Origin of the sequence: Croceibacterium xixiisoli, from assembly GCF_009827305.1 — a bacterium.
GTDB lineage: Bacteria > Pseudomonadota > Alphaproteobacteria > Sphingomonadales > Sphingomonadaceae > Croceibacterium_C > Croceibacterium_C xixiisoli.
The window spans coordinates 29,657-48,259 of record NZ_WTYJ01000002.1 but is presented as its reverse complement, the minus strand read 5'-3'; the positions used below and the strand labels follow the sequence as shown (position 1 = coordinate 48,259).

At 64.5% G+C, this 18,603-nt stretch carries 16 protein-coding genes; 10 read left to right on the top strand and 6 right to left on the bottom strand.

The window, feature by feature from the left end; translation table 11 throughout:
* The first annotated feature begins 58 nt into the window (after positions 1 to 58).
* The 4 genes from GRI97_RS09330 (at position 59) to GRI97_RS09315 (ending at position 4,914) form a co-directional block, all read left to right on the top strand.
* Positions 59 to 463, top strand: coding sequence for a lysozyme inhibitor LprI family protein (locus GRI97_RS09330; RefSeq protein ID WP_161390933.1), 405 nt, complete (start codon positions 59 to 61; stop codon positions 461 to 463).
* A 144-nt stretch (positions 464 to 607) separates the two neighbouring features.
* Complete coding sequence (locus GRI97_RS09325) at positions 608 to 2,656, top strand: acetyl-CoA carboxylase biotin carboxylase subunit (RefSeq protein WP_161391715.1); 2,049 nt, start codon at positions 608 to 610, stop codon at positions 2,654 to 2,656.
* A gap of 4 nt (positions 2,657 to 2,660) precedes the next feature.
* Entirely contained in the window at positions 2,661 to 3,488 is an 828-nt protein-coding gene (locus tag GRI97_RS18895; RefSeq protein ID WP_161390932.1) for a nuclear transport factor 2 family protein, read from the top strand.
* Between the two features lie 298 nt (positions 3,489 to 3,786).
* Positions 3,787 to 4,914, top strand: a complete 1,128-nt coding sequence (locus GRI97_RS09315; protein WP_161390931.1) for a hypothetical protein — start codon at positions 3,787 to 3,789, stop codon at positions 4,912 to 4,914.
* Positions 4,915 to 4,983: 69 nt separating this feature from the next.
* Here GRI97_RS09315 and GRI97_RS09310 read toward each other — a convergent pair whose 3' ends face one another.
* Complete coding sequence (locus GRI97_RS09310) at positions 4,984 to 6,051, bottom strand: AI-2E family transporter (protein WP_161390930.1); 1,068 nt, start codon at positions 6,049 to 6,051, stop codon at positions 4,984 to 4,986.
* A gap of 207 nt (positions 6,052 to 6,258) precedes the next feature.
* Here GRI97_RS09310 and GRI97_RS18395 point away from each other — a divergent pair, with 207 nt between their 5' ends.
* The 3 genes from GRI97_RS18395 to GRI97_RS09300 all read left to right on the top strand — a co-directional run bounded on the left by GRI97_RS18395 (position 6,259) and on the right by GRI97_RS09300 (position 8,272).
* The gene (locus tag GRI97_RS18395; RefSeq protein WP_202392690.1) at positions 6,259 to 6,435 is read left to right on the top strand and encodes a hypothetical protein; all 177 of its coding nucleotides are present in this window, start codon (positions 6,259 to 6,261) and stop codon (positions 6,433 to 6,435) included.
* A gap of 92 nt (positions 6,436 to 6,527) precedes the next feature.
* Positions 6,528 to 7,415 carry a diacylglycerol/lipid kinase family protein gene (locus tag GRI97_RS09305; protein ID WP_161390929.1) on the top strand — a complete coding sequence of 296 codons (888 nt, stop codon included), beginning with the start codon at positions 6,528 to 6,530 and terminating at the stop codon, positions 7,413 to 7,415.
* Positions 7,412 to 8,272 (top strand): inositol monophosphatase family protein, encoded by an 861-nt coding sequence (locus tag GRI97_RS09300; RefSeq protein WP_161390928.1) that lies wholly within the window; start codon positions 7,412 to 7,414, stop codon positions 8,270 to 8,272. Before GRI97_RS09305 ends, GRI97_RS09300 begins: the two co-directional genes overlap by 4 nt.
* 24 nt (positions 8,273 to 8,296) lie before the next feature.
* On the opposite strand, the gene GRI97_RS09295 is transcribed toward GRI97_RS09300, so the two are convergent.
* On the bottom strand, positions 8,297 to 8,668 hold the full coding sequence (locus GRI97_RS09295; protein ID WP_161390927.1) for a hypothetical protein: 372 nt from the start codon (positions 8,666 to 8,668) through the stop codon (positions 8,297 to 8,299).
* Between the two features lie 148 nt (positions 8,669 to 8,816).
* Between GRI97_RS09295 and GRI97_RS09290 the strand changes: the two genes are divergently transcribed.
* Together GRI97_RS09290 and GRI97_RS09285 are read left to right on the top strand one after the other, a co-directional pair.
* Positions 8,817 to 8,987, top strand: coding sequence for a hypothetical protein (locus GRI97_RS09290; RefSeq protein WP_161390926.1), 171 nt, complete (start codon positions 8,817 to 8,819; stop codon positions 8,985 to 8,987).
* 71 nt (positions 8,988 to 9,058) lie between these two features.
* Positions 9,059 to 12,778: a DUF4132 domain-containing protein gene (locus GRI97_RS09285; protein WP_161390925.1), complete on the top strand. Its 3,720-nt coding sequence runs from the start codon at positions 9,059 to 9,061 to the stop codon at positions 12,776 to 12,778.
* A gap of 39 nt (positions 12,779 to 12,817) precedes the next feature.
* On the opposite strand, the gene GRI97_RS09280 is transcribed toward GRI97_RS09285, so the two are convergent.
* Positions 12,818 to 14,359 carry an FAD-binding oxidoreductase gene (locus tag GRI97_RS09280; protein WP_161390924.1) on the bottom strand — a complete coding sequence of 514 codons (1,542 nt, stop codon included), beginning with the start codon at positions 14,357 to 14,359 and terminating at the stop codon, positions 12,818 to 12,820.
* A gap of 159 nt (positions 14,360 to 14,518) precedes the next feature.
* Between GRI97_RS09280 and GRI97_RS09275 the strand changes: the two genes are divergently transcribed.
* Positions 14,519 to 15,001, top strand: coding sequence for a sterol desaturase family protein (locus tag GRI97_RS09275; protein WP_161390923.1), 483 nt, complete (start codon positions 14,519 to 14,521; stop codon positions 14,999 to 15,001).
* Here GRI97_RS09275 and GRI97_RS09270 read toward each other — a convergent pair.
* The 3 genes from GRI97_RS09270 to crtY are packed head-to-tail and all read right to left on the bottom strand — an operon-like array spanning position 14,998 to position 18,547.
* Positions 14,998 to 15,921: a phytoene/squalene synthase family protein gene (locus tag GRI97_RS09270; protein ID WP_161390922.1), complete on the bottom strand. Its 924-nt coding sequence runs from the start codon at positions 15,919 to 15,921 to the stop codon at positions 14,998 to 15,000. The genes GRI97_RS09275 and GRI97_RS09270 overlap by 4 nt on opposite strands.
* Entirely contained in the window at positions 15,918 to 17,390 is a 1,473-nt protein-coding gene (locus GRI97_RS09265; protein ID WP_161390921.1) for a phytoene desaturase, read from the bottom strand. Before GRI97_RS09265 ends, GRI97_RS09270 begins: the two co-directional genes overlap by 4 nt.
* On the bottom strand, positions 17,387 to 18,547 hold the full coding sequence (gene crtY, locus GRI97_RS09260) for a lycopene beta-cyclase CrtY (RefSeq protein WP_161390920.1): 1,161 nt from the start codon (positions 18,545 to 18,547) through the stop codon (positions 17,387 to 17,389). The genes GRI97_RS09265 and crtY overlap by 4 nt, the downstream gene beginning before the upstream one ends.
* Positions 18,548 to 18,603 lie beyond the last annotated feature (56 nt).

Sequence of the window (18,603 nt, the reverse complement as noted above, 5' to 3'; positions counted from 1 at the left end):
TGCCTGCGCATTGGGGAGCCTGTATGGGTGGCGCCATGATGATGCCGGAGCAGAGCTGATGAGCATGCTGACAAGCACCCTGCTGATGGTTGCTGCGGCGCAGGCTGCCGCTGAGCCGGCCTACCCCAATTGTGCCGATCCCGTGACGCAGAGCGACATGCGGTTCTGCGCCGCGAGGGATTATGAGGCGGCCGATGTCGAACTCAACCGGCAGTGGCGCATCACCAGCGACCATATGAAAGCGGCCGATGCCGCAAGCCCGAACATGCCCGGCAAGGGCTATTTCGAGGTGCTGCTGGATTCCCAGCGGGCCTGGCTGAAATTTCGCGACACCCAGTGCATCAATGCCGGATATCGGGCGCGCGGGGGATCGATGCAGCCCACGCTGGTGGCGCTGTGCCACATCTATCTGACGCAGGAACGCACGAGGCAATTGAAGCTGATGATACAGGAAGGCGGATGACGCCGGTTCGGCAATATGGCGGCCAGCCCGGATTGATTTTCCCGGCAGACAGCGCAGACTGAGCCAGCCGTCACGCCATCGCCATGAAGCGGCGGCGGGCGCAGCGACAAGGATGGGGACAGGATGAGCCAGGAAAACACGCGCATGTTCGGCAAGATCCTGATCGCCAATCGCGGAGAGATCGCCTGCCGCGTGATCCGCACCGCGCGGCGGATGGGGATCGCCACGGTGGCCGTCTATTCCGATGCCGATACGCGCAGCCCGCATGTGGCACTGGCGGATGACGCGGTGCGGATCGGCCCGGCGCCCGCCGCGGAAAGCTATCTGTTGCCCGAACGCATCATCGAAGCCTGCCTCGCCACGGGGGCGGAGGCGGTGCATCCCGGCTATGGCTTCCTGTCCGAACGGGCCAGTTTCGTCGAGGCGCTGGAGGCGCAGGGACTGGTCTTCATCGGCCCACCGGCCGGCGCCATCGCCGCCATGGGGGACAAGATCGCCAGCAAGCGGCTGGCTGCGCAGGCCGGGGTGAATGTCGTGCCCGGATCGCCCGATGCGATCGCCGATACGGACCATGCGCTGAGCGAGGCAAACCGGATCGGATACCCGGTGATGATGAAGGCCAGCGCCGGCGGCGGTGGCAAGGGCATGCGGCTGGCCTGGAACGATCGCGACGTGCGCGAAGGGTTTGAGGCGACCCAGCGCGAAGGGCTCAATTCCTTCGGCGATGATCGGGTTTTCATCGAGAAATTCATCGAAAGCCCGCGCCATATCGAAATCCAGCTGCTGGGCGATAAGCAGGGCAACATAGTCTATCTGAACGAACGCGAATGTTCGATCCAGCGGCGCCATCAGAAGGTGGTTGAGGAAGCGCCATCCCCCTTCGTCACGCCACAGATGCGGCGCCGCATGGGGGAACAGGCGGTCGCGCTGGCGCGGGCGGTGGGTTATCATTCGGCCGGCACGGTGGAACTGATCGTCAGCGGGGCGGACCCGACGGGGGAAAGTTTCTATTTCCTGGAAATGAACACCCGGCTGCAGGTGGAACATCCGGTGACGGAGATGATCACCGGCGTCGATCTGGTGGAACAGATGATCCGCGTGGCGGCGGGGCAGACGCTGCCCTTCACCCAGGATCAGATTGGCATCAACGGCTGGGCGATCGAAAACCGCGTCTATGCCGAAGATCCCTATCGCGGGTTCCTGCCCAGCACCGGGCGGTTGGTGCGATACCGCCCGCCCCCGGCCACGCTGCATCAGGCGCCCTTTGCGCAGAGCGAGGCGGGCGTGCCGCTGAACGCCGCTGGCGTGGTGCGGGTGGATGACGGGGTGGCCGAAGGCGGCGAGGTGTCGATCTTCTACGATCCGATGATCGCCAAGCTGATCACCCATGCCCCGACACGGGAAGCGGCCGCCGATCTGCAGATTGCCGCGCTGGACCGGTTCGTGATCGAAGGGCCGGGGCACAATGTCGATTTCCTGTCCGCCCTGATGCAGCACCCCCGGTTCCGCTCGGGCGAACTGACCACCGGTTTCATCGCAGAAGAATATCCGGAGGGGTTCCACGGCGCCCCGGCCGATGCCGCGCGGCAAAGGGTGATCGCGGCGATTGCTGCGGGGATCGAGCATACGCATCAGGCGCGTGCACGGCGGACATCGGGCGGGCTGAACGGCCCGCCGCCGCTTTCCAGCCACTGGGTGGTGCGGATGAATGGGCAAAGCCTCGACGTCACCCTGGGAGACGGCCATGCCATGGTGGATGGCGTGCAGGTGGACGGTCATTGCGACTGGATGCCGGGGCAGATGCTGGCCCAGGCTGATGGTGCCGTGGATGGGGTGAAGCAGTCGCTGTCGATCATCGTGCGGCGGCAGGCGCGCGGCTGGCGGCTGACGACGCAGGGCGCGAGCCATGATGTGCTGGTGCTGCCCGCGCATGTGGCGCCACTGATGCAGCACATGATCGAGAAGGTGCCGCCCGATCTTTCCCGCTTCCTGATCTGCCCCATGCCCGGCCTGCTGACCCGGCTGCATGTGGCGCCGGGCGATGCGGTGGAGCCGGGCCAGCCGCTGGCCACGGTGGAGGCGATGAAGATGGAAAACATCCTGCGGGCCGAAAAATCCGGTCGCGTCGCGCGGATCGCGGTGGAACAGGGCGCAAGCCTGGCCACCGATGCTGTGATCCTGGAACTGGAGTGAGAGGGTGGGCGGCGATCATCCCCGTTTCGATTACGATGCCTATATCGCCCTGTTCAACAGCGGCGATGATGCGGCGCTGATCGAGCACTGGTTTGCCGATGATTGCGTGATGGAAAGCAGCGGCGGGTTGCGGCGGGGCAAGCCGGCGATGCGCGAATTTCTGGGTTGGGCGCATGATGGCGTACGCGAATGCCCGCGCGTGCAGCATTATCTGCAGGATGGGCGCACGGTCTTTGCCGAGATCGACATGGATTTCCATGCCACGAAGGCGCGGCCGGATTTCCCCTTCGGTGCGCTGCTGCCGGGGGACAGCGTGACGGTGAAGTTCCTCGCCCGTTATGACATCGACGATGATGGCAAGGTCGCCTGGCTGAAGACCATGACCTGGCCGCCCGGCCAGGGGGTAACCCACCTGCCCAAGCTTGGCCCGCACCCCAGCCAGCTGGCCGCCTATGACGCCTATACCGCCGCCTTCAGCGCGGGCGATCCGGCGCGCTATTCGCTGTTCTATACCGAGGATGTGGAACTGGCCCTGCCCTCCGTGCCGCCGATCAGGGGCCGGGACGGCATTGCCGCCTTCTACAGCGCCATGTTCCGCACAGTGCGCGAAAGCCTGACCGTGCATGGGGTGGAGGCGAGCGAGACGCAGATCGTGGCCGACACCACCAGCCGCTTCACCGCCGTGGCCGATGCGCCCGATTTCGTGGTGGGTCCGCTGGCGCAGGGCGAATGGATCGATGTGCGGGTGATCGTGACCTATCATTTGCGCGATGGGCTGGTGGAACGGATCGCCGTGCAGCGCGCGGGGGAGCCAGTGTTCGGGCGGGGGTGAGGTATAGCCCGGCGAAGCAGATGATCTGAGGATTGTTCTGCGTTCGATGACAGTTTCAGAGCCAGAGCCCACCTGTTCAAGGCATCCTTTGCGGCTCCAAAAATCGGTTTGTGCGGCGCATCGATCCCATGCAATCTGCAAGCCAACCAGGGTATTCTGATCAGGGGCAGGCAATGAGAATCGCTCAGCTATCGGTCACGGTTTTCGCCGCGTTGACCAGTACAGCAAACCCCGCTCTTGCCACCCAACCAACTATTCCGGAACAGCCCTCACCCTGCAGCGATTTCACGCCTGCGAAGTGACGGCAGCAGCACTTGATACGCCGATCGGGCTGCGGCGGTTTTTCGCAGCCGATCCGGCCGTCGGCTTTGCCTCTACCACCGAAGCCCGGCTGTCATTGACTGACAAGCCGGCCTTGGCCGCCCATCTCGTAAGGACAGCAACAGATGGGGCATGGCGTTTGTGGCTGTTGAGCGAAGGAATGGATTCAAATGTTTTTATTCCATTCGACGCGGAACTGAGATTTCACACGCCGGAAGGGCAAGAACGGATTATCGCTCATATCCATCCTGAGAAATTGCAGATTTTCTCGATAGATATTGCAGAATTGCTGGCTGACTTTCCTGGGCAGGAGCGGATGGATTACGTCATCACGGCCAAGCGAGCCGATGAAACCGGGCATTTTCGAGTTTATACCCAAGGATCAATCGACCTTGAGAGACTTCGCCTGCTGAGGGAAACTGTCAGCGGACTTTTCGACGGTGTTGAAACCGGGCGATTGGCCTGCGAAACGCCAGCCAGCCTGTTGCCTCACCAGCTCAATCCCAGCAGCTATCGGGAGTGCGTGCTCGATCACTATCCCCATCGCAGAACAAGCGGCAGCGTGCATGATGATTTCGTGCGGATCGAATGGAGATATGATCTGCAACATCATCAGCGGCCGCAGGCCCGCATCAAGATAGAACTGGCCGGCCCGGCGATACGGATTGCCCCGCTCGTTCCCGATTCCCCCATCGGCCAAACCGACCCGCTGGAGCAGCAGTGGCATGTCACCATTACCGGATTGGGTGGTTCTCGATCAGATGCCAGCGTGGACGCTTCAGCTCAGCCTGTCCTGCGGATCGATGGTGACTGGGGCAGCAGAGAGATGCCCCTGCGCGAGGCCGCGCGCCCCTGGCCAAGCGATCTGACAGCGCAGATGACAGCGACAAGGTCCGCCGTCAGGCTGACCGTGCTGGCGCAGGATGGCAGCAAGTTGCAGAGCCTGACGGTGCCGGTCGGCAGTTTCAGAAATGCAAAAAGAGATATCCGCAAAGCTGCGCTGGAGTTGGCGCTGCAGGTTGCAGACCCGATGACTTACTGCGATCCACCATCGCGGATTGTGTTATTCCATGAGCGCATAGAGCGCCAGCTTCCTTCTATGTGAGCAAGGTTGTGCGTTCCGCGCGCGGCCCCTTCCCCAGCGAGCTGAGGGAGGGTTTGAAGGCGCTCGCCTTCAGTCGATTGTCTTGCCGAGATGGTTTTCGATCCACAGCTTGCGCACCAGAACGAAGCCCAGCACCGCGATCGGGCCGCCGAGCAGCAGGCCGGCGGGGCCGAAGGTGACGCCGATGGCGAAGAGCGAGAACATGGTGACGGCGGGCGGGATCTTGACCGAGCGTTTCATCACCAGCGCATTGACCAGATTGCCGTCGATCTGCTGGACTACGAAATAGATCGCGGCGATTTTCCAGAAGGCATCGCCGCCCATGGTCAGGCCGACCAGCACGCCTGGCACCGCCGCCATCAGCGGGCCGACCACTGGAATGAAACCCAGGATGCCGGCGATCACGGCAAGAGCAAGCGGCGATGGCGCGCCGACCAGCCACATGCCGATGAAGATGGTGACGCCGACGAACAGTACGGAAATCGCCTGTCCCAGCATGAAGCGGCGCAGCGACAGGCCGATGGCGTGGATGGTTTCGACGGCGATGGCATCCCACCGCTGCGGCAGCAGGGCGCGGAAGCCGGCCTGATAGGTGGCCGGCTGGGCGGCGAGGAACACCCCGCCCAGCATGGCGAGCAGCGTGGCCGACACCATGCCGCTGACGAAGGACAGCACCGCCTGCACGATGGAGAAGATATTGCTGCCTGATGGCGCGAGCCGATCGACATAGCCGTTCAGCCGTTGTTCCCCGACGATATCGCTCAGATCGTCCCAGCCGCCCGGCACCAACGCGGCCAGATGATTGATCTGATTGGCCAGTTCCGCCCCGAACAGCCAGACGATCGCGACGATGCCGCTGGCGGCCAACAGCGCGGAGAGGCCCAGCGCCACCCCGCGCGGCAGCGGAATCCGGCGGCAGATCGCGCGGGTGAGCCCGTCCAGCACGATGGCCACCAGCGTGGCAGCGAACAACAGCAGCAGCACCGGACGCAGTTGCCAGAGCAATGTGGCGAGCGCGAACAGCGCCAGCAGCGCCACTCCGCCGCGAAAGAACGCGCTGCCGATGGGTGGTGGGCGATCCCCCCGGCGGGTCTGGGGCGCGGGTTTGGGAAGCGGGGGCGCAGGTTCGTCCGTCATAGGCGCCGGACCCTAAAGGATCGGAGCGGCGACGGATATGGGTGTTCGGGCCACACTGCGATGATCAGGCGTTTTTGTCGCGGCCGCGTTTCGCCGCAGCAGATGCCCGGATGGGCGACATCCCGCATTATGGGCGCATCCGATCATGGTTTCGAACGTTGGCCCAGTGTCGCACGCAATCGTGACATATGTTCGAAGGAAAGTGACATGAGCATCAAAGGCCAGATCAAGGAAGCCGCCGGTTACGCCAAGGAAGAGGCTTACGAGCATGGCGACAGCCCGGAAGCACAGCGCAAGGCCCAGGAAGGCCGTGACCTGCGCAATGAAGGGCGCGTCGAGGATGGCAAGGCCCCCAAGACCAACCCGCCCGGCAGCGAACAGTAATCTCATGAGCCCCCGCTTCGGCGGGGGTTTTTGTGTCTGCGGTCGGCACGGGCCGGCCAAGTCTCCCCCCATTCTTGAAGGCAGGAGCTGCGATGCGCGCGTTGCTGGTGCACAATGACAATGCCGGGACCAACCCTATACCCCGGCAGGATATCGAACAGGTTTTGAAGCAGGCTGGCATCGAGCCGGTCTATTGCGCGCATGGTCAGGACGATCTGTCGGCTGCGCTGGCCCAACCGTTCGACATTGTGGTGGCGGCGGGCGGCGATGGCACGGTGGCGGATGTGGTGTCTTGCCTGGACGATATCGAACGGCCGATCGGCATCCTGCCGCTGGGCGGATCGAACAATATCGCCAATGCGCTGGGCGTGGATGGCGATTGGCGCAGCCTGCCCGCGCGCTGGGACCGGAACGACTGGGTCCGGCTGGACCGATGCGAGGCGGACGGCCCCTGGGGCCACAGGAAATTTGTCGAGGCGATCGGATCGGGCGTGCTGACCGACGCGGTGGATGATGTGGACAGCGAGCCCGACACGCCGGAGGAAAAGCAGGCCAATGGCCGGGAAGCGTTCCGGAAATCCCTGACCAGGGCAGAGCCGTTCCCCTGCAAAGTGGAGGATATCGGCCAGGACGGCGGCTGGGTGTGGGAAGGCAGCTGCCTGATGGTGGAGGTGTTGAGCATCCCCTTTGTCGGTGCCCATCTGGCGCTGGCAGCCGGGTCAGCGCCGGGCGACGGGCTGCTCGATGTCGTGCTGGTCACGCCCGATCTGCGGGCACCGCTGATCGCATGGTCGGCCGATCCCGACGCCTCCCCCTGCCCAGTCGTTCCCTATCGATCCAGCGCCGTGCGGCTGACCGTGCATGAGCGACCGTTCCGGGTAGATGACCGATGCCCGAACGAACAGCTGACCGGCTGCGTCGACATTCGCATTCGCCCCGACTGGGTGAAGGTGCTGACACTGAAAGAGGATGCGCGATGACCTTACCGCTGGATGACAGCCTGCTGGATGACAGGCTGCTGGCCGCAATCGAAGCGACGGCGGTGGAGCTGGCGCAGCTGGGCGGCACCGAAATCCGCGCTGCGCTGGGCGGGATGCTGCGGGTCAAATACAAGGGGCTGGAGGATGATCCGACCCATTTGAAAGACCCGGTTTCCGAAGTGGACGGGCGGGTGGAAACACTGATCCGCGAAAGATTGTCGGAACGCTTCCCGGACCATGACATCGTGGGCGAGGAATTCGATCAGCGGCCTGCGCTGGGCCATGATTTCATCTGGGCGGTCGATCCGATCGATGGCACGGCCAATTTCATCAATGGCTTCCCGCTGTTCGCCTCATCGGTGGGGGTGCTCTATCGCGGGTGTCCGATCGTGGGCGCCCTGTGGTGCAGCACCAGCCATGCGCTGGAACCCGGCGTTTATCATGCCACCGCCAGGCCGGATGCGGGCGCCGGCAGCGATGGCGTGAAATTCAACGGCGCGCCGCTGAACCACAGCCCCAACCCCGCCGTGCGCCGCCGGTTGGGCGGGGAACCCAGAGCATCGGCCAAACCCGTGTTCGGCTGGGATGGACGCAAGACCGGATCGGCAGCGATCGAATGCGCCTTCGTCGCGGCCGGCCTGCTCGACATGGCGTGGTTCGAACGCCCCAATATCTGGGATGTCGCCGGCGGCATGGCGCTGGTCCGGGCATCGGGCCGCCAGGCCCTGGAGCGCAATGATGAAGGGTGGCAGGCGTTCGATGGGTTTGCCGGCGAGGAGGCGGAACCCGGCGGGTGGTCCGCCCCCGTGGCGATCGGTTCGGCGGCCGCTTTGGAGGAATTCTCCCGCAACTGGTGAGCCGCCAGGGCAACTACGCGTAAGTTAACCCGCTGAGCGCCCCGCCCTGATCCGCCCCACCAGCCAGCCGGCGACCAGCAGCAGGGCGATGGCAGCGAAGGTGATCATCGCCATCGCCCCGTCCGACCAGGAGAGGAACCCGGTCAGCATAGGATGTTCGGCCCGTGTGGTTTCCGCAAAATTCCACCAGCGATCGTTGCCACGCACCGCATTGCCCGACCGCACCAGCGTGCCGCCAATGCGATCCGCCAGCCATGGACGCACCAGAGCGTTGAGGATAACGCAGAGGAACAGCGGAACGACGACGGCCAGCGTGCTGTAGGAGAAGAGGATTTTTCGCTGCACGCCTGCGCCCGTTGACCCGATGATTTCCTTGGCGCGCGCCGTGCTGGGCACCCCGCCACGCCGTCAGGATAGTGGCTGATGCGACGACTGCAATGACAGGAACCGTGCGCGGTGTTCGTCGCAGGCCTGCCCCGATTGACGGGGTTTTGCTTGCGGCGGGGGCTTGGGGTTCCGACCTTGTCAGCGGAAAGGAACGATCATGACCCATCAATCGGACACGGAACATCCCTCCAAGACGACCGGCCAATGGATTGGCGGCATGCTGGCTTTGATCCTGCTGATGTCCTGCTTCATGGGATATCAGATGGGCGCCGATCTGGCCCATCGCGACAATCAGCGTGAGGCTCAGGCGGGCCAGAACCAGCCATAACTATTTTCCACGCTTGCCATTTTTTCATGGTTTCAGGCTAACCGATCGCTGAATCCGGCGGGAGCGTGGGCATGGGCATGGAAAGCGTGGTTCGTAAGCTGTTCGGTCGCAAGGCGGGCACCGGAAACGGGGCCACGGCGGATGGGGGGCAGTTGCACCCGGCCATGGCCGCCGAATTGCTGCGGATCGAATATTACCAGGCTGGATTGGGCCGTGCGGCTGTCAATTTCGTCGCGAGCGGTGAGCGGCCGGATACGGTCGATGCGATCGCGGCGCTCGGTCAGGCCAATCTGGTGTACACCTCCCCCTATCAGCAGGTCGAACCCAAGATCCACGAACTGATCGGCCAGACCAGCGTGGCGCTGGTGAAAGGCGAAATTCCGCCTGGGCCGCAGGTGCTGCGGCTGTTGCAGGTGCGGATCGCCACCCGGCATGTCCGCGCGCCATGGCATACCCCGATGAGCGATGCCGAGCTGGTGATAAGCGGCTTTGGCGCCATGCTGTTTGAAGGGCTGTCCCTGATGCAGCAGGATTACCGGGTTCGCTGGGATGCCGTCATCCCGATCCGCACGCTGTTTGCCCATTTCCAGCAGATCGGCGGCACCATGGCCGATCTGTTCGCCTTCATCCTGCGCCGTAGCGAGTCCGAATTCGTCGCCCATTCGGCCGGCAGCTGGTCGGCAAGTCAGGATCTGGCCGATTATCTCACCATCTATCCGGCGGCGATGGCGCAGGCGATGGAACGGGGCGAGGCCAAGCAGCGCGCCACCGCCATCACCCTGGCCGAACATCACCAGGTCATGGCCGCGCCTGAGATCGAGGCGATGCTGGTGGCCATGCTGACGCGCCCGTTCGACAAGCACGACCGGGAGCTGGCGACCTCTGCGCTCGCCCGGCTGGCGCCCGATCAATTGCTGGCCCTGTTGCAGCGCGATCTGGCCAAGGCCGACATCGATACCCGTTACGGGCTGGTGCAGGCCGCCGGGCGCAGCGGGGCGCCGGAGATGCTCGCCCTGCTGGCCGAACGCGTGACTGTCGAAAAAGCCGCCAAGGTGAAGGCGGCGATTGCGGGCATTCTGGAGGCCGGCGCGGCGGATGAGCGCAGCGATGCCGCCGGCTATGCCGCGATCGACGGCAGTTTCGTCACCCTGCCGCCCCGCAAGGATCTGGGCGCAGAGGATATCCTGCCACCGACCGAGACAGACAGGATCGAATTTGCGCAGCTGGTCGAACGCATCGAACAGCGGCGGCGGGATTCCCATGCCGCCTATCTCGAAAAATACAATGCCAGCTGGTCTGCCAGGCCCACTCCGCCCGTGCCTTATCCGCGCGATCTGGTGGAACAGAGCTTCGCCGCGCTGACCCAGGGCGCGCCCTTGCCGGGCGGTGACGGCTATCAGCTGGCGCATGCCATCCGCTTTCACAACGAAGGGCAGGCATGGCTGCGCCAGGTGCTGGACCGCCAACCCCTGCGCGCGGCGCTGCAATTGCTCAAGGCATCGGCGTTCGACGATGTCGGCGGTCTCGTCGGCATCCACCATGTCTATCGCCAGGATCATCTGTTCGGCGTCAATCTGCTGCGCGGCTGGCTGGAACAGGGTCAGCTGGATCTGCGAGATCTGGTGCCCGGCGATGATCTGCGCAGCATGCTGAACCGGCAGAGCTATGGCCGATATGATCCGGCCATCCTGTCCGCCCTGCAGGCCCTGCCGCAAGAGGCGGTCTGGCCGTGGCTGGTCGAGAATATGGATGTTCTCGACGAAGCGATCGGGCTGAAACCCACAGACAAGCCGATCCCGCTCGACCGCGCGCTGGATGCGCTGGCCATGCTGCCGGTGGTGCCGCAGCGCTATTTCGCCAAGCTGCTCGACATTGCGGTGGCGGAACGGCGGCCTTTGCGGCGGCAGGCCGTGGCCCTGCTGCGCGGGGCCCGCGATCTGGTGACGCGGATCGAAGCCCTGCTGGACGACAAGCGGCAACAGGTGCGGATCAGCGCCGCGATCTGGCTGGCCGATATCCGTTTCACCACCAGCGAGACCGCGCTGCGCAAGCGGCTGAAGAAGGAAAAGAACGATCCGGTGCGCGCGGCGCTGATCGAAAGCCTGCAGCGGCTGGGTTTCGACCTGAGCGATGTGATCGGCCCCGCCACGTTGATTGCGGAGGCCGAAGCTGCCCTTGCCAAGGGCGCGCCGGAGCTGCCCGCCTGGCTGACGGCACATGGCCTGCCCCCGCTACATTTCCGCGATGGATCGACGGTGCCGCCCATGCTGCTTCAGCACTGGCTGGCCCTGGCGATCCGGCTGAAGGATCCCGCCGCCAGCGGGCAGTTCGGGATCTATCTCGACCAATTGCTGCCGCAGGATGCGCGAACGCTGTCCAACCGCGTGCTCGATGCCTGGATCGCCTTCGACACCCAGGCATCATCGCTGGAGGACGCCACCGCCTATGCCCAGGCCAATTATCAGCAATATCATGCGTGGGCCTATAATCCGAACAAGACCGCCGAACTGCGCGATCAGGTGATCGCCCATCTGATCCGCGAAAAGACCGGCGAGCTGATCAATTCGGGCTCCGATACCAAGGGCGTGCTGGCGCTGGCCTGCCGCGCCGACCCCGTGTTCGCGGCCAATCGGGTGCGCTGGTTCCTGAAGCACCACGGGCGCCGGTCCAACCAGGCGATGGCCCTGCTCGAAGCGCTGGCAGGCATTGGCCACCCCACCGCGCTGCAGGTCGTCATCGCCGCCTCCGCCCGGTTGAAGCAGAAAAGCACCCAGGCGCGCGCGGCGGAGATCGCCGAACGCTATGCCGAAGACCGCGGCTGGAGCTTCGACGAACTGGCAGATCGCACCGTGCCCACCGCCGGGTTCGACGATGACGGCGTGATCGAATTACCCTGCGGCGAGGATGGCCGGGTCTACACCGCGCGGCTGGATGCCATGCTGGCGATCCATCTGTTCAATCCCGATGGCAAGCCGGTGAAAACCCTGCCCGCCGGCACCGATGAGGCGAGCCGCGCGGCGAAGAAGGCGCTGAGTGCCGCGAAGAAGGAATTGACGCAAATCATCGAACTGCAAGGCAGCCGGCTGTTCGAAGCCATGTGCGTGGAGCGGGCCTGGGCGGTGGCCGATTGGCAGCTGGCGTTCCGTGACCATCCGGTGATGCGGCGGCTGGTGGAACGGCTGGTGTGGCAGGGGCTGGACGCCGATGGGAACGCGCTGGCGCTGTTCCGGCCCACGCAGGAAGGGGATTACACCGATGCGGCGGACAATCCGGTGGATGTCGCGCGCTTCGCCCAGGTGCGGCTGGCGCATGGCGCGCTGACCGATGCGGCGGAGTGCGCGGCGTGGACGGCGCATCTGAAGGATTACGAGATCACGCCGCTGCTGGCGCAGTTCGACACGCTGCGCCTGCCGCTATCCGCGCAGCAGGGGGAGGAAGAGACCATCACCGATCGGCTGGGGTGGAAGGCCGACAGCCTGACCTTCCGTGGTGTGGCGGAAAAGCGCGGTTACGAGCGCATCATGCGCGATGGCGGCGGGTGCAATGAATATCAGAAGTCATTCCCCAGCCACGGCATCACCGCAACCATCTTCCACACCGGTTCCTATGCCGTGGAGGAAAACAATCCGGTGGCGCTGAAGGAGCTGCGGTTTGCCAGGCAGGGCCATCGCGGCGCCTATCGGCTGAAGGATGTCCCGCCGGTGATGCTGGCCGAATGCCGGGCCGATTATCACGCTGTGGCGGCCAGGGGCGCCTTCGATCCGGAGTGGGAGAAGGTTTCGCCCTGGTGAGCGGGTTGGTGACATCAACCGAACCGAGGAACTGATGCCCTAGCGATCCCGCCAGGCACGCGGCCAGATGCCCTGTTTGCCGGGGGCGAGGATGCCATGGGGGTCCAGCGCATCCTTCAGGGTTTCGTTCAGCCGCCGCATGGCGTGGTTGTTGAAATCGAAGGTCTGCGCCACCGCATCCATGTAACCGATATGGGTGCGATATTCGCCGAAGCCGGCCTGATGCGTGTCGCGGATCAGCGCATCGAACAGGGCGTGGACGCGGCGGGCCTGATCGGGATCGTCGCGGTTGTAGAGGATTTCATTGACCGCCACCGTCTGCCGCCCACCAACCCCGAAGGCGCCGTAATAATCGACGCCGAATTCCTCATAGCGCTTGCGCGTGCGGCGGAACTGTTCGGCAGCCAGCTTCGCATCCGATGGCATGACCGGCGAAAAGCCGAGATGGCCCCCGCGCCCGCCGTACCAGTCGATCATGGCCATATCGCGGGTGGAGGGGATGCCGGCCTGGCTGAGCCCGAAATCATCGCCCTGGCGCCAGACCTGCCAATCTGCGGCGGCAATCCCGGCATCCTTGGCGGCGGCGGAGATGATCTTCGCCTTGGCGGCGATCACCGCCTCCGGCCCGAACAGATTGACCTGCGAATTCCACCAGCCCACGCCCAATTTCTCGCGGATCTTCGCCCCTTCGGCTTCGGGCAACAGCCCTTCCCCCTGCCAGAACATGCTGCGAGGCCCGGCATAGCTGGCGATGCCGACGTAGGAGACCCAGGCCGCATCATGATCGATGATGCCGCGCAGTCGCAGCGGCGCATGCATGGCGATGCCGCGTTCGATATCATCCGCCTCGGGCAATTGCAGGCTCAGCGACATGGTCGCTTCGGGCGGGGGCATCAACCACAGCCCCAACTTCGTCACCACGCCGAAATTGGATTGGCAGAACAGCTGATCCCAGCCGGGGCCATAGCTGTTCTTGGTGACATGCCAGGCAGTGTTGCCGTCGAGCGCGCCGGCGCCGGTGCGGACCAGGCTGGCATCGGGCAAAACGACCTCCAGCCCGCAGATCTGCGCCGCGTGATCGCCATAGGGCTGCGGACCCACACCGCGTTCCAGCGCATTGCCCGCAACGCTGCCCCAGCTGTTGCCCGGCACGCTCATCCACAAGGGGTGGCCGATCCGGGCCAGCGCATCGAACAGATCGTAGAAGCTGACACCGGGTTCGACCACGCAATAGCCAAGCTGCTGGTTGATCTCCAGCACGCGGTTCATCCGCGAAAGATCCAGCACCACCGCGCCGGCCTGCACCGGGGCCGATCCGCCATAGCCGAAATTCTTGCCCCGGCTGATCGGCCACAGCGGCACGCGCGCAGCAGCGGCGGCCTTCAGCAGCGCCTGGATATGTTCCACGCTTTCCGCCGCCACCGCGCCGGAGGGCTGATGCGCGGCGGGATCGAACGCCATCTGATCGGCATAGGCCCGGCGGTCATCCTCCGCCGCGAAGACCCGGTCTTCCCCCACGATCGCGCGGGCAGCATCGAAAAAGCGGGCGAGCGCGGCAGCGTCAGCGAAGGGAGCTGGCATGCGGATTGTTTCCCCCAGATGGATCGGCAGTTTTGCCGTTGGCAGGACTTTGGCAAATTGCCGCGGGCTGTGAAAGGGAAATGGCGCGGCGTGCCGGAATACGGCGGAAGGCTGCGAAGCCGGCTATCCCCGCCCGGCCCGCTTGGGTACAAGCGCGGCATGCTTTATGCCCTGATCATCCTGGTGACCGTGCTGTTCATGGAAGGCTTCGCCTATGCGATGCACCGCTGGGTGATGCATGGGCCCGGCTGGTTCCTGCATGCCAGCCACCATCGCCCGCGCCACGGCCCGTTCGAATGGAACGATCTCTATGCGGTGATCTTCGCCCTGCCCTCCATCGCGCTGATCTATGCCGGGGTTCAGGGCAGCTGGGGCCCGGTGGCGACCAGCCTGGGCGTGGGGATTGCGATGTATGGGCTGATCTATTTCATCTTCCATGATGCGCTGGTCCATCAGCGGGTGCCGATCCGCTATGTCCCCCGCTCCGCCTATATGAAGCGCATCGTGCAGGGGCACCGGCTGCATCACGCCACCCATGGGCGCAAGGGATCGGTCAGTTTCGGGTTTCTCTATGCGCCCAAGGCTGTGGTGCTGAAACGCCAGCTGCGCGCCAATGCCGCGCGAGCGGAGAAGCAGTCCTAAACCGCAAACGGATCGAACAGGCCCGCCCGGCTGATGTCGGGGGGCGTGCCCAGGGACTGGGTCGCAGCACGCGCTATCGCCCCCAGCTTGTCACCGGTGGAGGTGCGAACCCGCTTTTCCCAGGCGGCAGGTCCACGGGCGACAACCGCCGTGCCGATGCCGCCATAGATGTTTGCCGCAGCCAGAATGGCCATGCGGCAACGCGGGGACAGCCGCGCCGCGCCCACGCGAGCCGATTGATCGTAAATCAGAGCCCGGCCCTGCATCCGCCGAGCGAAGCCAGCCAATATGGGGCGATTGGCAGGATCGGCCAGATCGGCCATGGTGACGCCCGCCCGCTCCAGCCATTCCTGCGGCACATAGCAACGGCCCGCCTCCGCATCCTCGACCAGATCGCGGGCGATATTGTTGAGCTGAAACGCCAGCCCTAGATCGCTGGCGCGGCCCAGCGTGTCGCGATCATCGGGATCGACGCCCATGATCACCGCCATCATCAGCCCCACGGCACCGGCCACATGGAAGCAATAGCGTTCCAGATCGGCAAATGATTGCGGGTGCCAGCCCGCGCGATCGAGCGCGAAACCGGCCAGATGGCTCTCGATCGCCGAACGGGGTATGCCGGCATCGCGCTGCACCAGCCGCAGCGCGGCATAGGCGGGGGGCACGGGCAGATCGCCGTCCAGCGCGCGACGCGTCAGCGCATCGATATCACCCGCGTCGATCATCGCACCATCTGGCCTTGTCATGCCGAGCAATTGATCATCGGTGACATCGTCGCAAGTGCGGCACCAGGCATAGAGCAGCCAGGCGTTTTCCCGTTCCCGCCGGGGCAGCAGCAGCGATGCCATGCTGAAGCTGCGCGATCCGTGCGCAATGGTATCCTTCGCCCAGGCGACCAGTTCAGCGCGACTTTGCGTCACAGCATCAGCCCGGCGGTGGCCTTCGCACTGCCGACTACGCCGGGAATGCCCGCGCCCGGATGGGTGCCAGCGCCGACGAAATAGAGATTGCCGAAGTGATCGTCGCGATTGTGGGTGCGGAACCAGGCGCTCTGCGTCAGGACGGGTTCCAGGCTGAAGGCATTGCCCAGATGCGCGCCGAGATCGCCGGCAAAATCGGCCGGGGTGTAATGAAACACCTGATCCAGCCGATCGCGCAGATCGGGGATCAGCAGATCCTGCACCCGATCGAGCACGATATCGCGATATTTGGGTCCGACCTCCGCCCAATCGACATCGGCCTTGCCCAGATGGGGTACCGGGGCGAGCGCGTAGAAGGTCGAGCAGCCGGCCGGCGCCATGGCGGGATCGGTGGCACTGGGATGGTGGAGATAGAGCGAGGGATCGACCGGCAGATTGCCATGGCGATAGATATCATCCAGCAGCGAGCCATATCTGTCTGAAAACAGAATGGAATGATGGGCGATATCGGGGAATGTGCCCTTCAGCCCGAAATGCACCACGAACAGGCTGGGGGAAAAGCGTTTGCGCTTCAGCCGTGCCTGTTTGCGCTGCGCATAGTCCGATCCGGTGATCAGCCCATAGGAATGCACGACATCGCCATTGCTGGCGATCATGTCCGCATCCGCGTGCCAGCCGGATCGGGTAGTGACCCCGGTCACCCGGTCACCGCTATGGTGGATCTGCGCCACCGCGTCGCCCAGCCGCAGCGTGCCGCCGAGCCGTTCGAAATGGCGCACCATGCCCGCGATCAGCCGGTTGGTGCCGCCGCGCGCAAACCAGACGCCGCCATCGCGTTCCAGCTTGTGGATCAGCGCATAGATGCTGCTGGTCGCCATCGGATTGCCGCCGACGAGCAGGGTGTGGAACGACAGCGCCTGGCGCAGCTTTTCATTCTTCACGAAACCCGCGACGATGGAATAGACCGAACGCCAGGCCTGATATTTCATCAGCGCCGGGGCGGCGCGGATCATGGCGCTGAAATCGAGGAAAGGCACCGCGCCCAGCTTCACATAGCCTTCCTGATAGACGCCGGCCGCATATTCGAGGAAGCGCTTGTATCCGGCCACATCCCCCGCATCGAGCGCGGCGATCTGCGGCAGCAGGGTGGCATCGTCATTGGTGTAATCGAACCGGACGCCGTCATTCCACAGCAGGCGATAGAAGGGCGCAATTTCCAGCAGATCGACATCCGCCGCAATATCGGCCCCGGTCAGACCCCAGAGTTCCTGCAGGCAGGCCGGATCGGTGATGACGGTGGGACCGGCATCGAATGTGTAGCCGCCCTTTTCCCAGACATAGGCCCGTCCGCCCGGCCGGTCCCGCGCTTCGAGCACGGTGGTGGAAATGCCCGCGCTTTGCAGACGGATGGCGAGCGCCAGTCCGCCGAAGCCGGCGCCAATGACGATGGCATTGCGCCTGTCGGTCACGCATGGTCCTTTTCGGAAAGCAGGGCCCGGATCGCGCGGGTTACGGGGACGGGCGGCCGCCCGGTCATGACGCGCAACTGATCGGCCCAGGTCATTTGCCCGGCATAGAAACGCTGCACCAGCGGTTCGGGCAGGCGATAGAAATGTTCGAACACACGGTATCTTTCATCGGGCACCGCAGCGCGAAACAGCATGGTGTTGAGCATGCGGAAATACCGCTGATCGCGCCAGTGCTGCAGGAATCGATCGCGCCACCAGTTGGCGTCGGGCGCCTGCCCTGCCGCCACTTCGTCGGCGAAAGCCAGCGCATTGCGGACCGCCAGCGGCAGCGAATAGCCGGTGGTGTGGTGGAAGAATCCGCCCGCCATGCCGGCACGCGCGATGCCGCCACCCGCAGGCCAGAACAGATCCGGATTGCCGGATTGGACGATTGGCAAAACGCCGACCTCCCGCGAATATTCGGTCGTCGGCGTGCCGAATTGGGCGGCATAGCGCCAGACGGCTTCGCGCCGCGCGGTGGCGTCGATCACCGGCGAGCTGCTGTAGAATGTGTCTTCGATGAAGAGCCGGTCCGCGGTCAGCGGCAGCGTGTAGATGAAGCGATAGCCATCGGCCTGGTTCACCCGCGCATCCATGATGATCGGGCGCACAAGGCCATGGCTGCTGACCGCAATTTCGAACCCGGCGAATTTCTGCCAGCCGACCTGAACGCCCTGAGCCGCCCCGGCCCCGGCAATGGCGTGGGGGCCGCGTGCATCGATCACCCGTTCCGCCTCGATCCGCCGTCCATCGGCCAGCGTCACACCGCCTTCGTCAAGCTGCGTGACCGTGGTGTCGAGCAACAGCCGGTCTGGCTGCAACAGGCCCGCCGCCCAATCGTGGAAAGCGACCGATGACATGGAGTTGTAACCGGTCTGCATCGCGCGACCGAAAGCCGGGAAGCGCAGTTCGTGACCATCCCAACGGGATTTTTCGGCCCCATGCAACAGGGCATGGCCATGGATGTCCAGATCGCTGTCGAACCAGGACCAGCGATGGTTGCCGCCCAGCCGTTTTCCCTGTTCCACCACCATGACCACATGGTCCGGGGCCACGCGCGATGTCGCCAGCGCGCAGAGCACACCGGCCAGACCGCCGCCGACGATCAACGTGTCCACTTTGGGCAATAGTTCTGTCAATGGCCGGGAAACACGGTAGGTTGCCGGGGTGCTGG